This window comes from Mycobacterium paraterrae, assembly GCF_022430545.2.
Classification (GTDB): Bacteria; Actinomycetota; Actinomycetes; order Mycobacteriales; family Mycobacteriaceae; genus Mycobacterium; species Mycobacterium paraterrae.
Genome location: NZ_CP092488.2, coordinates 4,597,865 through 4,614,408, shown reverse-complemented (window position 1 = coordinate 4,614,408; position 16,544 = coordinate 4,597,865). Strand labels below are relative to the sequence as shown.

The 16,544-nt window shown below is 65.8% G+C and carries 13 protein-coding genes; 4 read left to right on the top strand and 9 right to left on the bottom strand.

The features are described 5' to 3' along the window. Positions 1-46: 46 nt before the first annotated feature. From MKK62_RS22305 to MKK62_RS22295, 3 genes are all read left to right on the top strand, one after another. Positions 47-2,452, top strand: a complete 2,406-nt coding sequence (locus MKK62_RS22305; RefSeq protein WP_240263666.1) for a CaiB/BaiF CoA-transferase family protein — start codon at positions 47-49, stop codon at positions 2,450-2,452. Then, positions 2,452-3,933 (top strand): acetyl-CoA acetyltransferase, encoded by a 1,482-nt coding sequence (locus MKK62_RS22300; RefSeq protein WP_240263667.1) that lies wholly within the window; start codon positions 2,452-2,454, stop codon positions 3,931-3,933. Before MKK62_RS22305 ends, MKK62_RS22300 begins: the two co-directional genes overlap by 1 nt. Positions 3,934-4,020: 87 nt before the next feature. Further along, positions 4,021-6,111, top strand: coding sequence for an NAD-dependent epimerase/dehydratase family protein (locus tag MKK62_RS22295; RefSeq protein WP_240263668.1), 2,091 nt, complete (start codon positions 4,021-4,023; stop codon positions 6,109-6,111). Here MKK62_RS22295 and MKK62_RS22290 read toward each other — a convergent pair. From MKK62_RS22290 to MKK62_RS22275, 4 genes are read right to left on the bottom strand one after another with little or no spacing between them, the layout of a single operon-like run. Beyond that, the gene (locus MKK62_RS22290; RefSeq protein WP_240263669.1) at positions 6,104-7,336 is read right to left on the bottom strand and encodes an NAD(P)/FAD-dependent oxidoreductase; all 1,233 of its coding nucleotides are present in this window, start codon (positions 7,334-7,336) and stop codon (positions 6,104-6,106) included. The genes MKK62_RS22295 and MKK62_RS22290 overlap by 8 nt on opposite strands. Then, positions 7,329-8,102: a DUF72 domain-containing protein gene (locus MKK62_RS22285; RefSeq protein ID WP_240263670.1), complete on the bottom strand. Its 774-nt coding sequence runs from the start codon at positions 8,100-8,102 to the stop codon at positions 7,329-7,331. Before MKK62_RS22285 ends, MKK62_RS22290 begins: the two co-directional genes overlap by 8 nt. A gap of 8 nt (positions 8,103-8,110) precedes the next feature. Beyond that, on the bottom strand, positions 8,111-8,746 hold the full coding sequence (locus MKK62_RS22280; RefSeq protein ID WP_240263671.1) for an HhH-GDP family DNA glycosylase: 636 nt from the start codon (positions 8,744-8,746) through the stop codon (positions 8,111-8,113). Between the two features lie 42 nt (positions 8,747-8,788). Continuing rightward, entirely contained in the window at positions 8,789-9,121 is a 333-nt protein-coding gene (locus MKK62_RS22275; RefSeq protein ID WP_240263672.1) for a TfoX/Sxy family protein, read from the bottom strand. A gap of 236 nt (positions 9,122-9,357) precedes the next feature. Here MKK62_RS22275 and MKK62_RS22270 point away from each other — a divergent pair, with 236 nt between their 5' ends. Next, entirely contained in the window at positions 9,358-9,669 is a 312-nt protein-coding gene (locus MKK62_RS22270; RefSeq protein ID WP_240263673.1) for a hypothetical protein, read from the top strand. 22 nt (positions 9,670-9,691) lie between these two features. On the opposite strand, the gene lon is transcribed toward MKK62_RS22270, so the two are convergent. The 5 genes from lon to MKK62_RS22245 are packed head-to-tail and all read right to left on the bottom strand — an operon-like array spanning position 9,692 to position 16,496. After that, positions 9,692-12,025 (bottom strand): endopeptidase La, encoded by a 2,334-nt coding sequence (gene lon / locus MKK62_RS22265; protein WP_240263992.1) that lies wholly within the window; start codon positions 12,023-12,025, stop codon positions 9,692-9,694. Between the two features lie 49 nt (positions 12,026-12,074). Further along, a complete protein-coding gene (locus tag MKK62_RS22260) occupies positions 12,075-12,854 on the bottom strand; it encodes a TauD/TfdA dioxygenase family protein (RefSeq protein ID WP_240263674.1) in 780 nt (259 codons plus the stop codon). Next, positions 12,833-13,897, bottom strand: a complete 1,065-nt coding sequence (locus tag MKK62_RS22255; RefSeq protein WP_240263675.1) for a D-alanine--D-alanine ligase family protein — start codon at positions 13,895-13,897, stop codon at positions 12,833-12,835. The genes MKK62_RS22260 and MKK62_RS22255 overlap by 22 nt, the downstream gene beginning before the upstream one ends. After that, positions 13,898-15,277: an ATP-grasp domain-containing protein gene (locus MKK62_RS22250; protein ID WP_240263676.1), complete on the bottom strand. Its 1,380-nt coding sequence runs from the start codon at positions 15,275-15,277 to the stop codon at positions 13,898-13,900. Continuing rightward, positions 15,270-16,496, bottom strand: coding sequence for a sedoheptulose 7-phosphate cyclase (locus tag MKK62_RS22245; RefSeq protein ID WP_240263677.1), 1,227 nt, complete (start codon positions 16,494-16,496; stop codon positions 15,270-15,272). The genes MKK62_RS22250 and MKK62_RS22245 overlap by 8 nt, the downstream gene beginning before the upstream one ends. Between the last annotated feature and the right edge of the window lie 48 nt (positions 16,497-16,544).

Below are 16,544 nucleotides of genomic sequence, written 5' to 3'. Positions count from 1 at the left end.
CCATGGCAGATACGGGAACTTGACACCTGCCAACTACGCTGACGTGATGCCTGACGACCTGCTCGCGTCGCTGCGGGTGCTCGACCTGTGCGACGGCACCGGCGACGCGGTCACCCGCCTGCTCGCGGACCTGGGCGCCGATGTCCTGAAAGTAGAGCCGCCCGGTGGGAGTCCGGCCCGCTCTGATCGGCCGTCGCTGCGGGGGACCAGCATCCGCTTCGCCCTGCACAACGCGAACAAGCGCAGCGCCGTGCTCGACCCGTCCGACCATGGTGATCGCGAGCGGCTGGTCGAACTGGCCGGAAACGCCGACATCGTCGTCGACAGCGGTATGCCGGGCCAAGCCGCCGCGTACGGGACGTCGTGTGAAGAGCTGGCCGATCGATTCCCGCAACTGGTGACGTTGTCGGTCACCGACTTCGGCACGAACGGACCGCTCGCGTCGTGGCAGGCGACCGATCCCGTGCTCTACGCGCTGTCCGGAGCGCTGGCCCGCTCGGGGCCCACCAGTGGAACCCCGGTCTCGCCGCCGGACGGGATTGCATCGGCGACGGCTGCGGTCCAGGCCGCTTGGTCGGTGCTGGTCGCCTACTACAACAAATTGCGTTCTGGCACCGGCGATTACATCGACTTCTCGCGGTACGAGGCCGTGGTGATGGCGCTCGACCCGGCGTTCGGCGCCCATGGTCAAGCCGCCGCGGGTGTCCGGCATCCCGATCGGTGGCGGGGCCGCCCGAAGAATCAGGACGCTTACCCGATCTATGCCTGCCGGGACGGTTTCGTCCGGCTGTGCGTGATGTCACCGCGACAGTGGCACGGACTGCGCCGCTGGCTCGGCGAGCCGGAGGAGTTCCAGGACCCCAAATACGACGTCATCGCGGAGCGGTTCAAGGCGTGGCCGCAGATCGGCGAGCTGGTTCGGCAGCTGTTTGCCGATCAGACGATGAAAGCGCTTGTCGCCGAAGGGCAATCGCACGGCGTCGCGATATCGGCCGTGCTGGATCCCGCGCAGATACTCCGCTCGGAACACTTCGAGGCCGTCGACGCCGTCGTCGATGCCGAACTGGTCCCCGGTGTGCACAGCATCGTCCCGACTGGCTACTACTCGGTCAACGGACAGCACATCGGTTTTCGCGAGCCCGCGCCTGCGGCCGGCGCCGACAAAGCCTGCTGGCCCGCCGTGCCGGCGACCGTGGCGGCGCCCTCGAAGGCGGGCCCGCGTCCGTTCGATGGGCTGCGCATCGTCGACCTGGGCATCATCGTCGCCGGTGGTGAGCTCAGCCGGCTGTTCGGTGACATGGGCGCCGAAGTCATCAAAGTCGAAAGCGCCGCCTATCCGGATGGATTGCGCCAAGCGCGCGTTGGTGACCCGATGAGCGAGTCGTTTGCCTGGACGCACCGGAACAACTTGGCGATCGGGCTGGATCTGCGCAGCGAAGAGGGCAAGCAGGTGTTCAGCCGACTGGTGGCCGGCGCCGATGCGGTGTTCGCCAACTTCAAGCCCGGAACGCTTGCAGCGCTGGGCTTTCCGTACGACACCCTGCACTCGCTCAACCAGCGGCTGGTGCTGGCGGAGAGCAGCGCCTTCGGCGACCGTGGTCCCTGGAGCAACCGACTGGGGTATGGCCCGCTTGTGCGCGCCACCGCGGGTGTCAGCAAATTGTGGACCGATCCGCACCCGCGACCGGGCGACACTCATTCCCGGCACCGGTTCTACGACGCCACAACCGTTTTCCCCGACCATGTGGTCGGCCGGATCAGCGCAATCGGTGCCCTCGCGGCGCTCATCCATCGCGATCGGACCGGTAGCGGGGCACGCGTGCACGTCTCGCAGGCCGAAGCCGTGGTCAACCAACTCGACGTCCGCTACGTCACCGACGCGGCACGCGCCTGCAACGGGGATGTCCTCGACGACGATACCGGCATCCACGAAGTCTTTCCCTGCGCCGGCGACGACGAATGGTGCGTGATCTCTTTCCGCGTCGACGACGACTGGCGTTCAGCCACCGCGGTTTTCGGGTTACCGGTCCATGACGTTCGGTTCACGAACGCAGCGGCGAGGCTGGCACATCGCGGCGAACTCGTCGAGCTGGTCTCGGCCTGGACGCGGGAGCGCAGCCCGCAGCGGGTCGCCGCTGCGCTGCAGAAGGCGGGCGTTCCGGCCGCACCGATGCATCGGCCGCCCGACATCTTGGAAGATCCGCAATTGCGCGAACGCAAGCTGTACAGCGACATGACGCATCGGCTATTCGACCATCCGCTGCCCGCGGAGACCGGGCCGGCGCCGTTCCGGCACATCCCGCCCGCCCCGCAGCGCCCGGCGCCGCTGCCGGGGCAGGACACCCGCGAAATCTGCCTGAAAGTCCTCGGCATGAGCAGCGAGGAAACCGAACGACTCATCCACGATGGCGTGCTGTTTGCGTCCACAGACACCCCGGAAGGTCTTGCTTGATGCCGCTCAACCCCAAAACGCCGGTGCTGATCGCGCACGGTCAGGTGAACCATCGTGAGTCCGCAGATGGCAACACCCTGGAGCCGGTTGACCTGATGGCCGCGGCGGCACGCGACGCGGCCGATGCGCGGGTGCTCGAGGCGGTCGACTCGATCCGAGTGGTCAATCTGTTGTCGGTGTACTACCGCGATCCCGCCCTGCTGCTCGGCCAACGTCTCGGCCTCGACCGCTTCACCACCAAATACAGCGGCATCGGCGGCAACGTCCCGCAGACACTGGTCAACCGGGCATGCGTGGACATCCAGCAGGGTCGCGCCGACGTGGTCCTGGTGGCCGGCGCGGAGATGTGGCGCACGCGCACGCAGTTGCGCGCCGCGGGTCAGCGCCTGACCGCGACCCAGCAGGACAACACGATCCCCGAGCCCGACGGCAGCAACGAAAACGTGCCGATGGCGGGGGAGTCCGAGATCCGCATCAAGCTGGACCGTCCGGCGTTCATCTACCCGATGTTCGAGCAGGCGCTGCGCGTCGGCACCGGCGAATCGGTCGACGATCATCGACTTCGCATCGGTGAACTGTGGGCGCGTTTCAGCGAGGTTGCGAGCCGCAATCCACACGCGTGGATCCGCAAACCGGTTACTCCTCAAGAGATCTCGCAACCCGGACCGACCAACCGGATGATCAGCTGGCCCTACACCAAGCTGATGAACTCCAACAACATGGTCGATCAAGGTGCCGCGTTGATCCTGGCGTCCGTGGAGGCGGCCACCCGGATGGGCATCCCGTCCGATCGGTGGGTGTTCCCCTACGCCGGTACCGACGCGCATGACACGTACTCGATCAGCGAACGCGCCGAGCTGCACACATCGCCGTCGATTCGGATCGGCGGCGCGCGGGCGCTGGAGCTGGCCGGCTTCGGTATCGACGACATGGACTTCGTCGACCTCTACTCATGCTTCCCGTCGGCCGTGCAAGTAGCGGCGAACGAATTGGGACTGCCGACCGACGATGCCAGCCGGCCGCTGACCGTGACCGGCGGACTGACCTTCGCCGGTGGTCCGTGGAACAACTACGTCACGCACTCGATCGCGACGATGGCCCAGCTGCTCACCGAGAACCCCGGCCGGCGCGGGCTGGTCACCGCCAATGGCGGCTATTTGACCAAGCACAGCTTCGGGGTGTATGGCACCGAGCCGCCGACGACCGAATTCCGTTGGGAGGACGTACAACCCACGGTCGACCGCGAGCCGACCCGAACGGCTGCGGTCGAATGGGAGGGGGTGGGCACTGTCGAAGCCTGGACCACGCCGTTCGACCGGGACGGTCAGCCCGAAAAAGCCTTCCTGGCGGTTCGCACTCCCGACGAGCGTCGCACATTGGCGTTGATCACGGATCCGGCGGCGGCAGCGGCGACGGTGACCGAGGACATCGGTGGCGCCAAGGTCAACGTCCACGCCGACGGTTCCGCGATATTGCAATGAGTTAACAGGGTTACCTGAAAGCTTCCTGGGAGCGCCCGTAACGACTATTGTCTTTCAATCTACTAGACGCCGTGGAGGTGCTCGGGCGTGCGGATTCTGCTGACCGGCGTCACCGGTTTGCTGGGGCGCGCCGTGGCCCGGCAACTTGTCGCCGCCGGTCATGCGGTCACCGGCGTCGGGCCGCACCGGCCGGGCACGCTGCACCCTGACATCGAATTCGTCAGCGCCGCACTTGGCGACCCGGTCCTGCTGCAGCTCGCCGATTCGGCCGACGTGGTGCTGCACCTCGCCCCGGTCGAACCCGGCGTGCCGGGCAGCGCCGGCATCGACGGACTCGTCCGCGTCGCCCACGCGGCGGCGCGTGGTGGTGCACGGTTGATCTACGTGGCCGCCGCGGCGGGAGAGCCCGGGCTCCGTGAGCAGGCCGAGACGCTGGTCTCCAGTGGCTGGGCGCCGAACCTCATAGTGCGCATCGCACCGCTGCTGGGTCGGCAACTCGACTGGATGATCTGCCGCACGGTCGCCAGCCTGCGTCAGGTCAAGACGCCGGCGGAACCGCTGCGGGTATTACATTTCGACGATCTACTTCGCTTCCTGGTGCACGCCGTCACAACCAATCGCACGGGAGTGGTCGACCTGGCCAGTACTGACACCGTCGATGCGACGTCCGCGCGCGGTGCGCTGCGTTCGACCGGGCAACGCGGCCTGCGGGTGCGCCAGTCCGGCTGGGCTCAGCTCACGTCGCAGCTCGACAGTGCTGCATTGGCCGAAGCGTGGAAATTTGAATTCGGTTGGCTCGCAGAGGATGCCGTAGCAGACACCGCGCGCGGCCTGGCCGGCCGTAGGGTCACCGCCACCGGCGCGGCGGATGAGCCCGGACGATTGCCGCTGCCGGTCGAGCTCATCCCGCCCACCGAGCCCTGGGATGGGACGCCGCTACGCTCGGCGTCGGCGGACGAGCAGCAAGGCGAATTCGACGACCGGGTCGACCCGCGATTTCCGGTATTCAGTGCCACGCCACTGGCCCTTACGCTGCCCGGGCCGCTGACCCCGATGACGCTGGACGTCCAGTTGACAGGGTTGCGCGCCGCCACGCGAATGATCGGTGCGGTGACGGCGTCGGACACTGTCGTAACCGGCGAGTGGAACAGCAGAGGCATCGCTGTCTTCGGTCATCGTCCCTACGTCAACGTGTCGGTGAGCGCGATCATCGCGGAACAGTTACCAGGTTGGGACGTCGACGAACTCGTGCAGGCGTCACTGCGCGACTCGACGGCCGACCTGTTCCCGCACGGTCGGCCACCGCAGAGTGGACGGCTGGGGTCAGCCGCGGCCAAGGCGGTGGTGGTGAAACGCGCCCTCGCATTACTGCGGCACCTCAAGACGGATACCCAGGCATTCGTCGCTTCCGCGACGGCGGAGCATCTGTCTGCGGCACAACTGGATTCGTTGACGGATGCGCAGCTGCAGGCACGGGTCCGATTGCTCCGCGACCGAATTCATCAGGGCTGGGCACTGACCGGCATGTGGTTGGTCGACAGCGGCGTCACCGCGGCGACGGTGGAACGCCGCGGTGTCCATGTTCCCGTCAACGGTCTCGGTACCCTTCTCGACAGCGATGTGGTTGCGGCCGAGACCTCCGCGCTCGCGGCGTCGATCGGCGGCGATTTGTCGCTGTGTGCGTTGGCCATCGACGGAGAACTCGAAGCCATCACCGCGCAGTCGCCGACGATCGGTGCGGCTTTCAGCGCGGCGATCAGCCGGTTGGGGCACCGCGGCCCTGGAGAGATCGAACTGGCCAACCTGATGATCGGTGACGATCCGGCCATCCTGCTCGCTGCGGCGGGGCGTGCCGCCACCGAGCTTTCCCCCCGAACGCCGTCGACTGCATCCGATGCGAAGCTGCCCGAACGGCTGGCCGCCAGCGCCCGCGCCTCCCGTGAACTGGCTTACGACGCGACAATCCGATTCACGCATGAATTGCGAATGACGCTGCGCGAACTGGGATCCCGGATTGTCGATGCCGAACTCATCAGTGTGGCGGGGGAGATCTTCTATCTCACCTGTGACGAGGTGGTGACTGTGCCGTCGGATGCGCGGTTGCGCATCAAGCGTCGGCGCGCCGAGCGGGAGCGGTTCCAAGGTCAGCAACTGCCCGACGTCATCGTCGTCAGCTGAGCGCGTCGGGCAGCGGCACCTCAGGGTCGGCCAGTTTGTCCGGATCGACCGGAGCTTTCTTACGGATCAGATTCTTGATGTCGTCGAGGGCATCCCAAATGTTGACCTGCATGCCGGCCAGCAGATGGTTGTCGGTGTCGAGCCAGAACGCCACGAATTCCCTGGCGTCCTTGTCGCCGCGAAACACGACCCGCTGATAGTTCGGCGCGTGGCCGGCGTATTCCATGCCCAGGTCGTATTGGTCGGTGAAAAAGTAAGGCAGTTCTTGGTATTCACCAGGCTCGCCGAGCATGCCCGCCACCGCGACCTCGGGTTGCTTGAGCGCATTGGCCCAGTGTTCGGTGCGGATCCGCTCCTCGAACAACGGGTGCTCGGCCGCGGCGATGTCACCGACTGCATAGATGTCGGGGTTGGCCGAACGCAGCGATGCGTCGACCAGTACGCCGCCGCCGTCGGTCGGAAGGCCGGCGCGCTCGGCCAGTTCGATGTTGGGCTGGGCGCCGACGGCGACGAGCACGCGGTCGGCGGTGACGGTCGATCCGTCGCCGAGTTTCAGGCCGGTGGCTTTGCCGTCCTCGGTGGTGATCTCCTTGACCTCGGTCTCCAGCCGCAGGTCGACGCCGTGGTCGCGATGTAGTTGTGCGAAGACCTTGCCGACTTCCTCACCGACGGCTGTGCTCAGCGGAACTTTTGCGGTCTCGACGACGGTCACGTCCACTCCACGTTGGCGCGCGCTAGCCGCGATTTCCAGCCCAATCCAGCCGGCTCCGATGATGGCGAGTGACGAGCCTTCCTTGAGGGCGGTGTCCAGATTGGACGCGTCGTCGTACTTGCGCAGGTAGTGGACTCCGGTGGAGTCCGCGCCGGGGATGGTGAGCCATCGTGGGCGTGATCCAGTGGCCAGCAACAACTTGTCGTAGTGAACTTGGGAGTCGTCCGAAAGCGAAACGGTGTGCTCTGCGGGATCGATCGAGACCGCCTCGGCGTCGACGCGTAAGTCGATCTTGTGCTCGCGATACCAATCCGAATCGTGCACGGTGAAGTCGGCGAGTGACTTCTTGCCGGCCAGGAAGTCTTTGGACAGCGGGGGTCGCTCATAGGGGAGATACTCTTCGTCCGCGAGGAGCACGACCTTGCCGTCAAACCCCTTCTCCCGCAGCGCTTCGGCCGCCTTGGCCCCGCCCAGGCCACCGCCGATGATGACGAATGTTCTCGAGTCAGCCACGATCGCTCCATCCTGTCGAATTGCCGGTACCACTGACACCTGACGGCAGCATGTCCCGCAGGACACGGCCGTTCCGCACCGCGTTGCCGTGCAGGTCGTTGTTGAAGTAGAGCAACACGTCTCGGCTTTCGCTGTCCCACTTGGCAATCCGCGCTGCCCACTCCTCGAGAGCGTGCCTCGGATAGGAGCCGGTGTACAGATCGTCCGAGGCGGGTCCGTGCATTCGGACGTAGACCAGGTCGGAGGTGGCTATCGGGACACATCGCATCCCCGCGCCGCTCGTCACGACATAGGCCGCCCGGTGTTTCTCCAGCAGCGCATAGACGGCGGGATCGTCCCAGGAAGCATGCCGTAATTCCATGGCGATCCGGATGTGCGACGGCACGGCCGCCAGGAAAGCGTCGAGCCGGCCGTCGTCGCGGGCTTGCTCGGGATGAAGCTGCACCAGCACCGCGCCGCGCCGGCCGTCGAGCAATTGCCAGCAGCGTTCGAATCGTTCGATCCACGGTTCGGGTGCGTTCAGCCGGCGGTAGTGGCTTAGTCCACGGTGCGCTTTGACCGACATCGCGAAGCCATCCGGCAGCTCGGTTCGCCACTTCAGGAACGTCGAATCCTTGGGCCAGCGATAGAAACTCGCGTTGAGCTCGACGGTGTTGAACTCCTCGACGTAACGGCGCAGCCGTTGCGCGGGTGGCAGTTTCGGTGAATACAACACTCCGGCCCAATGATCGTACGACCACCCCGACATGCCGATTCGCACAGTCACCGGACGGCTCAACCCGCGACCTGTCGGCGGACATCGTCGTCGAGAGAGGCTCGTACCAGCGCGGCGGCCAGCCGGGCGTTGGCCTTCGGCGCTAAGGCGCCCAGCTTCTCGGGGTCGTCGGGCAGTCCCAGCGCCTTGGCGGTTCGGGTGGCGCGCTTGTCGAAATGGGGGCGAACCCAGGTCCAGACGTCCTGCACTTCGCGAAGGAAGATGTCAGCCCCGGTGTCCCCGATGCCCTTGAATTCTTTGAGCATTTGTTTGGCGGCGTCGACGTTCTCGGACGTTCGCCGTGGGATTTCCCGCAGGTCCCCTGCGTAGTCTTCCACGACGCGCTGCGCCATCTCGGTCAACCGGGTCGCCGAGCTCTCGTCGTAGCGCGCATAGTGGGCGCGACCGAACGCCTCGATCATGGTGTGGCGATCGGCGTTGAGCACTGCCTTGGGGGTCTTGAGCCCGGCGCGAAACAGTTCGTGCCCGGCACGCATGGCGATCGTCGCGTCGATCGGTTTGCTGGCAAGCATGCACAACACCAATAGCTGGAACAAGGGCATGGGTTTGTCGCTGATTCGGACGTCGGCCTCGGCAGCGTATGTCGTTCCGGCAACTTTCAGCAGTTGTCGCACGATCTGCTTGTGCTGGTCCATGGTTCCCGGCGTACCCGCCCGCGGTGTTCGCAAACGTCATGGTTACTTGGGTGGGAGGCCATGCGCATACTCGACGCCACGGGTCACCCAGCCCGCGAGTTGCCGTTTCGTTTTCACGCCCTCGGCGTCGACGCGAACCCAGCCGCGGGTCTCCCGGCCGGCCATCACCATCGGGTTGACGTGGGCTCGCGCCAGGAATCCCTCGGTCTTGTCCGGCGGCACCCGGACGATGAGTCCGCCCTGTTTGCTGACGGCTACCGACATGTGACCGTTGATCAGGAAAGCCAGGCCGCCGAACATCCGCTTCTCGTCGACGCCGCGGATCGGTCCGAGAAGTTCCCGGATGCGATCGGCAAGATCAGCGTCGTAGACCATGCGCAACGTTAACGCCCGGCACCGACAGCGGGTGTGACGAAATCCTCAACGAATCCTGGGTGGTTCGCCTTGACCGAGATTTCCGGCTGTACCTAATCTCTGTACCGCATCAGGTTGAGGACTCGCCACATTCGCGGCATTCGGGCCGATCCTCCCTAACAGAACTTCAGTGACTGAGGGAGCCAGGCATGTCGTACCGCGCGCAGGCGAAGGCCGTATCGCTAGGACACGCATCCGTGAACAGCGTTCCCCTCCGCGATGCCGTGCCGCCGCGCTCACCCGTCCATGAAGGCGACCCGCACCGGCGGTCCACGCCGGCCGAGGCCGCTCAGGCCCGCGTGTTCGAAGACATCCTGCGTCGAGAGCTCGCCGAGTTGTTGAATCTGCCGCCGCAGGCCAAGGCCGAGATGCGTTCTCGCATAGTCGAAGTCGACCGTCTGATCAGGGCGCTGCGCCATCGCTTTCCTCGCCCCTCGACGCCGGTCCCGCCGCAGGCTGCTGGCGTGCGCCAGACAGCAGACCGCGCCCCGCGAGCGCTGCTGAATTAGTCGCTCGGGGGCGCGGTCGTTGTCAGGCTGCGGCGGTCACCGCTTCGGCCACGGGCTCCAACGCCTGCGTGACGATGTCGGCGACGTCGGTCATCGGCTTGACGTCCAGCGCTGCAAGCACCTCGGCCGGCACGTCGTCCAGGTCGGGCTCATTGCGCTGCGGGATGAACACCGTGGTGAGTCCCGCGCGCTGAGCGGCCAGCAGCTTCTGCTTGACGCCGCCGATCGGCAGCACGCGGCCGTTCAGCGTCACCTCGCCGGTCATCCCGACGTCTGCGCGAACCTGTCGCCCGGTGGCCATCGACACCAGCGCGGTCACCATCGTGACGCCGGCCGACGGACCGTCCTTCGGGACGGCGCCCGCGGGCACGTGCACGTGGATCCGCCGATCCAGGGCCTTGGGATCGACACCGAGCGCGTCGGCGTGCGACCGCACGTAGGAGAGCGCGATCTGTGCGGATTCCTTCATCACGTCACCCAGTTGACCGGTCAGCTGGAGGGACCACTCGCCTGGCGGAGTCGATCCAGCGGCGCCCGCCTCGATGTAGAGCACGTCACCACCCAGCCCGGTCACCGCCAGTCCGGTAGCCACACCCGGCACCGCGGTGCGTTCGGCCGACTCCGGCGTGAATCGCGGACGGCCCAGGTAGTCCACCAAGTCCGGTTCGTCGATCGTCACCGGTTCGTCGACCCCGGCCAGCTTGGTCGTCACCTTGCGCAGCGCCTTGGCCAGCAGCCGTTCGAACTGCCGCATGCCCGGTTCGCGGGTGTAGTCCGCCGCGATCTTGCGCAGCGCGTCCTCGGTGACGCTGACCTCGTCATCGGTCAGCCCGGCACGGTCGCGCTGGCGGGGCAACAGGAAGTCACGAGCGATCGCGACCTTGTCGTCCTCGGTGTAACCGTCGATCTGAACCAACTCCATCCGGTCCAGCAACGCCGACGGAATGTTCTCGATCACGTTGGCGGTCGCCAGGAACACCACGTCGGACAGGTCCAGGTCCAGGTCCAGGTAGTGGTCGCGGAAGGTGTGGTTCTGCGCCGGGTCGAGGACCTCCAACAGCGCCGCGGCCGGGTCGCCCCGGAAGTCGGAACCGACCTTGTCGATTTCATCTAGCAGCACAACGGGATTCATCGACCCGGCTTCGCCGATGGCGCGGACGATCCGACCGGGCAGGGCGCCGACATAGGTGCGGCGGTGTCCGCGGATCTCGGCCTCGTCGCGCACACCACCCAGGGCGACGCGGACGAACTTGCGACCGAGCGCCCGGGCGACGCTTTCGCCCAGGGACGTCTTGCCGACCCCGGGCGGACCGGCCAGCACCATCACAGCACCCGAGCCACGGCCGCCGACGACCTGCAGACCACGCTGGGCACGTCGGGCCCGCACCGCCAGATACTCAACGATGCGGTCTTTGACGTCGTCGAGTCCGTGGTGGTCGGCGTCGAGGATCTCGCGGGCCGCCGTCAGGTCGGTGGAGTCCTCGGTGCGGGTGTTCCACGGCAGGTCGAGCACGGTATCCAGCCAGGTGCGGATCCAGCCGCCTTCCGGGCTCTGGTCGCTGGAGCGTTCCAGCTTGCCGACCTCGCGCAGCGCGGCCTCCCGCACTTTGTCCGGCAGGTCCGCGGCCTCGACGCGGGCCCGGTAGTCGTCGGACCCTTCCGGCTCGCCCTCACCGAGTTCCTTACGGATCGCATTGAGTTGCTGGCGCAGCAGGAACTCCTTCTGCTGCTTTTCCATGCCCTCGCGGACGTCCTGGGAGATCTTGTCGTTGACCTCGACTTCCGCCAGGTGGTCGCCGGTCCAGTCGATCAGCGCCCGCAGCCGTTCGCTGACGTTCTCGGTCTCGAGCAGCTGACGCTTCTGGACGTCGGTCAGGTACGAGGCATAGCCGGCCATGTCGGCCAGCGCTGACGGATCGGTCAGCTTGTTCACCACGTCGACGAGCTCCCACGCCTCGCGGCGTTGCAGCATTGCCAACAACAGCTTCTTGTATTCGCTTGCCAGCGCACGGGTTTCGTCGGTGGGATCGGGGTCGGTGACCTCGGTCACCTCGACCCACAGCGCTGCCCCCGGGCCGCTGGCGCCGGCGCCGATGTGAGCGCGACGCTCACCGCGGACCACCGCGGCGGTACCGCCACCCGGGATGCGGCCGACCTGGACGATCGTCGCGAGCACGCCGTAGGACGGGTAGCGGTCCTCGAGTCGGGGTGCGATCAGCAGCGTGCCTGATTCGGTGGCACGGGCGGCGTCCACGGCGGCGCGAGCGGCGTCGTCCAACGCGATCGGCACGACCATGCCGGGTAGAACCACCGGGTCGCTGACGAACAGCACCGGCACTGATTTGGCTTCAGCCATCATTCCTCCAAAGTTAAGCCTGATGCGCTCAACCTGGACTAGGTCCAATTCATTCCCGGAAGTCGTCGGCGACCATGCCGCGGTGCATCACCCGGTCCCCGACGACGCCGGTGTGGTCGGCTCGATGCAGCACGCACCGGTTGTCCCACATGACGACGTCGCCAGCGGCCCACGAGTGCCGGTAGACGTTGTCGTCACGGGTCGAGTGTGAGAACAGGTATGCGACGACGTCGGCTGCGCGCCGCGCCGACATGCCGCTCACCTCGGCACACCGCGTCGGGGTGGAGATGTAGAGGTATGTGCGGCCAGAGATCGGATGGACCCGAAAGATGGGATGAGCGGCCGACGTCTCTTCGCCGGGGCAGAGCCTCAGGCCCGTCACCACATGGGTGATGCTGCGGCCATCCAGCTGCTGACGTACCCGCGGTGGCAACGACTCGTACGCCGCGTACTGATTGCTGAACAGCGTCTGGCCGCCCCGCTTGGGCACCACGGCGGCCCGCAACGCGGTGTAGGCCGGCGGGGTGCGCACATAGCTGGTGTCGGTGTGGAACGTCGAGCGCGGCGGCCTCGTCCTGCCGACGTTGCTCACGAGGTTGAGGTCGCCGTATCCCGGCACCGGAGTCTCACCGACCGTGAACATCATCGGTCCAAAGCTGCGAAGGAAGCGCAGGAAGCTGTTGTCGTCGACGTGCTGACCGGGCAGCACGATGACGCCGTGCTCGCTGAGCACCCGCCGGACCGTCGCGACCGCGCCCTCGTCGAGGGTGTCGACCCGAATGCCGGTCAGGCGGGCACCGACCGGGGTCAGCGCTGCGACGCCAAGCACGGCAGCCCCTCGCGTTGCAGCTCCGCTAAACCGATGTCGAACAATCGGCGAACGTCGATGCCGACCGCCGCGGCCATTACGGCGATCACGCTGTTGGGCGCGTAGGAGCAATACAGTCCGGCTTCAAGAAACCACGGCCGCCCGTCTGGGTCGACGCGGAAGTCGAACAGGCTGTAGTGCCGGCAGCCCAGGGCGCGATGGCAGCGACGCGCGAGGTCCCAGACCCGTTCGGTGAGGACGTCATCGTCGGTGACGATCCATGCTCGTGTCGGGTCTTTGGCGACCAGATACAGCTCGTCGCTGTCGGTACGGGCCAGTTTGTCCGATGACAATCTGATCGGTTTGGCGTCGGGGTCCACGGCATATTCTTCGAGCGGCAGGCAGATCAGTTCGCCGTCGCGAACGACGATGCCGCACCGCACTTCTCGGCCAAGTTCGACGTAGGCCTCGACGAGGACGGTATCGCTGTGGGCGAGCGCCGACGCGGCGGCGGGGCCGTATTCCTCGAAGCTGCGCACCAGAGACACCGCAACCGAGTTGTCGGCGTCGACGGGCTTTACCACCACCGGAAACGTCAGTGTCGGCCGGTCGCCGGCTCGCAGCACTTCGGCGTCGGGGATCGCGACGCCCGCGCGGGCAACCGCCCTGCGGGTGGCGACCTTGTCGGCGGCCGTGGCCATCACCTCGGCCGAGTTGCCGAGGTAGGGAATGCCGAGTTCGTCGAACAGCGCCCGATAAGTCGTCATGCCGGGTCGGCAGAACATCTGCGGGACCATCACGTCTACTCCGAGCGCGCGGATATGGCCAACGGCGTCCGCAAGGCTGACGGCCGGAGCTCGCTGGATTGCCTCGTTGCTCAGTTCGGCTGGGAAGCGCCATGATCCGTCGGGTGAGACGTACGCGATCAGGGCTACGTAATCCACTGATTCAGCGACGGCGTTCAGGCATGCACCAGCGTATAGGCGGGATAGATCGGCGTGGAAGTCGTCAAACGCGGAGCCGATGAGGTGCAGGATGCGTAACGGCCTGGCAGGGGCCGGCATTCAGTCGCCCCCTTGCTCGACCAACTTGCCGATGTTGAAGTCGATCTTGACCCAGCTCCGCCGACGACGCAGATTGTCGATCAGTAGCGCAGGGATTTGAAGGTGGTGAACCATAAAGTACGGCAACGGATCCCACGCGGCGAAAATCGCATCTTTGCCGTGAACGATGCTCCTCAGCCGCGCGCGCCGATCCCGCTGTGTCAGCAGGCGCCACACCTCGTGGTAGATCCAATACGTGGGCCGCGCATCCGGCATGGGCGTAATGACGGGGCCGTCCGGCTCTAGATAGGCCGACGCCAGCTGCGGGTGGTTGTAGAACATGGTGACCGCCGTGTGGGTGCGCGGGTTGCACTCGATGGCGTATACCTGACCGTCGGCGGCCTCGATGAAGTCGAAGGAGAACTGGCCGGTGACACCGAGGCCGGTGACGAAAGATTCTACCCACGAACGAATCTCGGGCTTGTCAACCATCGCGTAGTTGAGTTGGGAGGCCGACGACTCACAGCAACCGTACACCTGGAGGCGTCCGTCGACTGCGGTGCCATGCGTGCAGTATTCGCGGCCTTCGATGAATTCCTGCATGATCCACGGGTCGTCCTCGGAGATGGACAGCCACTGCGCCAGCGCGGCGTTGCGCTGCGGCGTTCGCGCCGATAATCGGGGCAGTTCGAGCCGACCGACGGGGTTGTAGGCGATCCGCTTGAGCACGTAGTCGCGCCCGGCGGGGAAGTCGAAGTCGCGAACTTGCTTGGGGTCGGTGACCCGCTTCCAGTCCGGCACGCGTAGGCCCTGCGCGACAGCAACTTTCGAGAAGTCTGCTTTGTCGTCCAGCATGCGGACGACGTCTTCGGATGCATGTACCACTTCGCAGATTTCGTCCAGCAGGTAGCGAGCTTTCGCGTCCTGGACGCTGGACGCCGGACTGGACACCGGAACGACGGTGTCGACCGCTTCGTAGCGGGCGATCTCGAACAGCGCACGCTCGTAGCCCGGCGCGGTTGGCTCGGGGACGGAGTAGAACGCGTCGACCGCCCGGGAGAACCGGTGCCCGGTGAACCGGTACTTCTCGGACTCGACCAGGATCACTCGATGACCGGCGCAGTGGAAGGACCGGGCGAGCTGCAGCGCCTTGGTCATCTTGCCGCCGGTGATCATGACCGTCTGGGGGTATGTGGTGCTCGGCGCCGCCGCGGGCGGCCGCGCGCGCCGGGCCAGCGCGACGGCCACCACCAGTGCGTCGATCGGCAGCGTCACCATCAGCCCGGCCAGTGTCGCCAGCGTTCGGATCACGCCGAACCGCCGCGCCGACGACCGGTGACCGCCGTCCCCGGCCGACGGCGACTTGTTCGGCGGATGTCGCAGCGGCACAACGTCACTCACGAGGACCGCCGTAGGTCGTGGAGGTGAACATGTCGATCCCGTCACCGCCACGCGGATAGTCTTCGCACAGTTTCCGGTGCAACACCAACGTGTCGGCGAGTTCGTCGACCGTGACGTCGTTGAGGAAAAGGCAGTGCCCGATCGGTGCCGGCACCGCTGCCCGCAGCGTGCCGTCCCTCGTCTTGAGGATGGCGGCCGTTGCGTCGCTGAGCAGTTCCGGCGTCAGGTATTCGCTGTCCAGCGCCAGACCGAGGTCGCTCATCAATCCCAAAACCCGGTCTCGATCGTCGACCGACACGTGACCGCGCTGCTCGGCCAGGGTCGTCGACAACGCCATGTCGATGTTGATGGCATGTCCATGAAAGAACGGGTCGGGTGGGGTGAGTTCCAGGGTCGGGCTCCACGTGTGTCCGAAGGCGATCACCCGGTCGAGGTCGATCTCGTGCAGGTTGGGCGCCTCGAGTTCGAGCATGGTCGCGATTGCCTGATGGGTCAGACGTTCTCCGACAGCACGTAATTCGGGCGTGCCGTTCAGGTGGCCGAACCTGGTGTGCAGCAGGTCGACGCCGTGTTCTTCGAGCAGTTCGAAAATCTCGGTGTTGCCGACGACGGAGATCTTGATCAGCTCGGCCATTCCGTTGCGAACTTGATCTTCTGGCAACGTTTTCAGGAACGAGAAGTCAAGCAGCACTTTCTGCGAGGCGTGGTAGGCGCCGAGCCGGTTCTTGTGTTTTCCATGGTTCACCGCGACTTTGATCGACACGCTGGCGTCGATGAGTCCGATCAGTGTCGTCGGAATTCTGATGTATGGGGTGTTGCGCCGGTAGCTTGCGCAGGCGAATCCCGCCACGTCGGTGATCAAGCCGCCTCCCACCACGAGGACCGGCTCGGTGCGGACCAGGCCGAATTCGTTGAAACGCTCGACGATGCTTTCGAAGGTTTCCAGCGACTTCGCGGTCTCACGGATGTGCACTGGCAGCGCAGTCAGATCAATATCGTGCCGGTCGAAGTACGAACGAATCTGGTCGCCGTACAACCGGTAGACGACCTCGTCGACCACCATCAACACGCGACCGTATGCCCGGTAGGTGTCGGCCAATTCCGTGCTTTCCGCGCCGAATACGCCGTCGACGTAGATCAGGTCGTACTCGATTTTTTCGTAGCCTTCGACGTGAAACGCCCTGGGGCGGTTGATGACACGCGCTTGTAAATCACTCATGACTAAGTCCTTGCTGCTTAGGGTTTTTTCGAACTCGACAATGCGACG

Excerpts from the sequence above, each read along its gene's own strand:
- MKK62_RS22280 (WP_240263671.1), bottom strand. The coding sequence starts at position 8,746 with ATGGACCAGCACAAGCAGATCGTGCGACAACTGCTGAAAGTTGCCGGA.
- MKK62_RS22245 (WP_240263677.1), bottom strand. The coding sequence starts at position 16,496 with ATGAGTGATTTACAAGCGCGTGTCATCAACCGCCCCAGGGCGTTTCAC.
- MKK62_RS22305 (WP_240263666.1), top strand. The coding sequence starts at position 47 with ATGCCTGACGACCTGCTCGCGTCGCTGCGGGTGCTCGACCTGTGCGAC.
- lon (WP_240263992.1), bottom strand. The coding sequence starts at position 12,025 with ATGGCTGAAGCCAAATCAGTGCCGGTGCTGTTCGTCAGCGACCCGGTG.
- MKK62_RS22275 (WP_240263672.1), bottom strand. The coding sequence starts at position 9,121 with ATGGTCTACGACGCTGATCTTGCCGATCGCATCCGGGAACTTCTCGGA.
- MKK62_RS22255 (WP_240263675.1), bottom strand. The coding sequence starts at position 13,897 with ATGCCGGCCCCTGCCAGGCCGTTACGCATCCTGCACCTCATCGGCTCC.
- MKK62_RS22300 (WP_240263667.1), top strand. The coding sequence starts at position 2,452 with ATGCCGCTCAACCCCAAAACGCCGGTGCTGATCGCGCACGGTCAGGTG.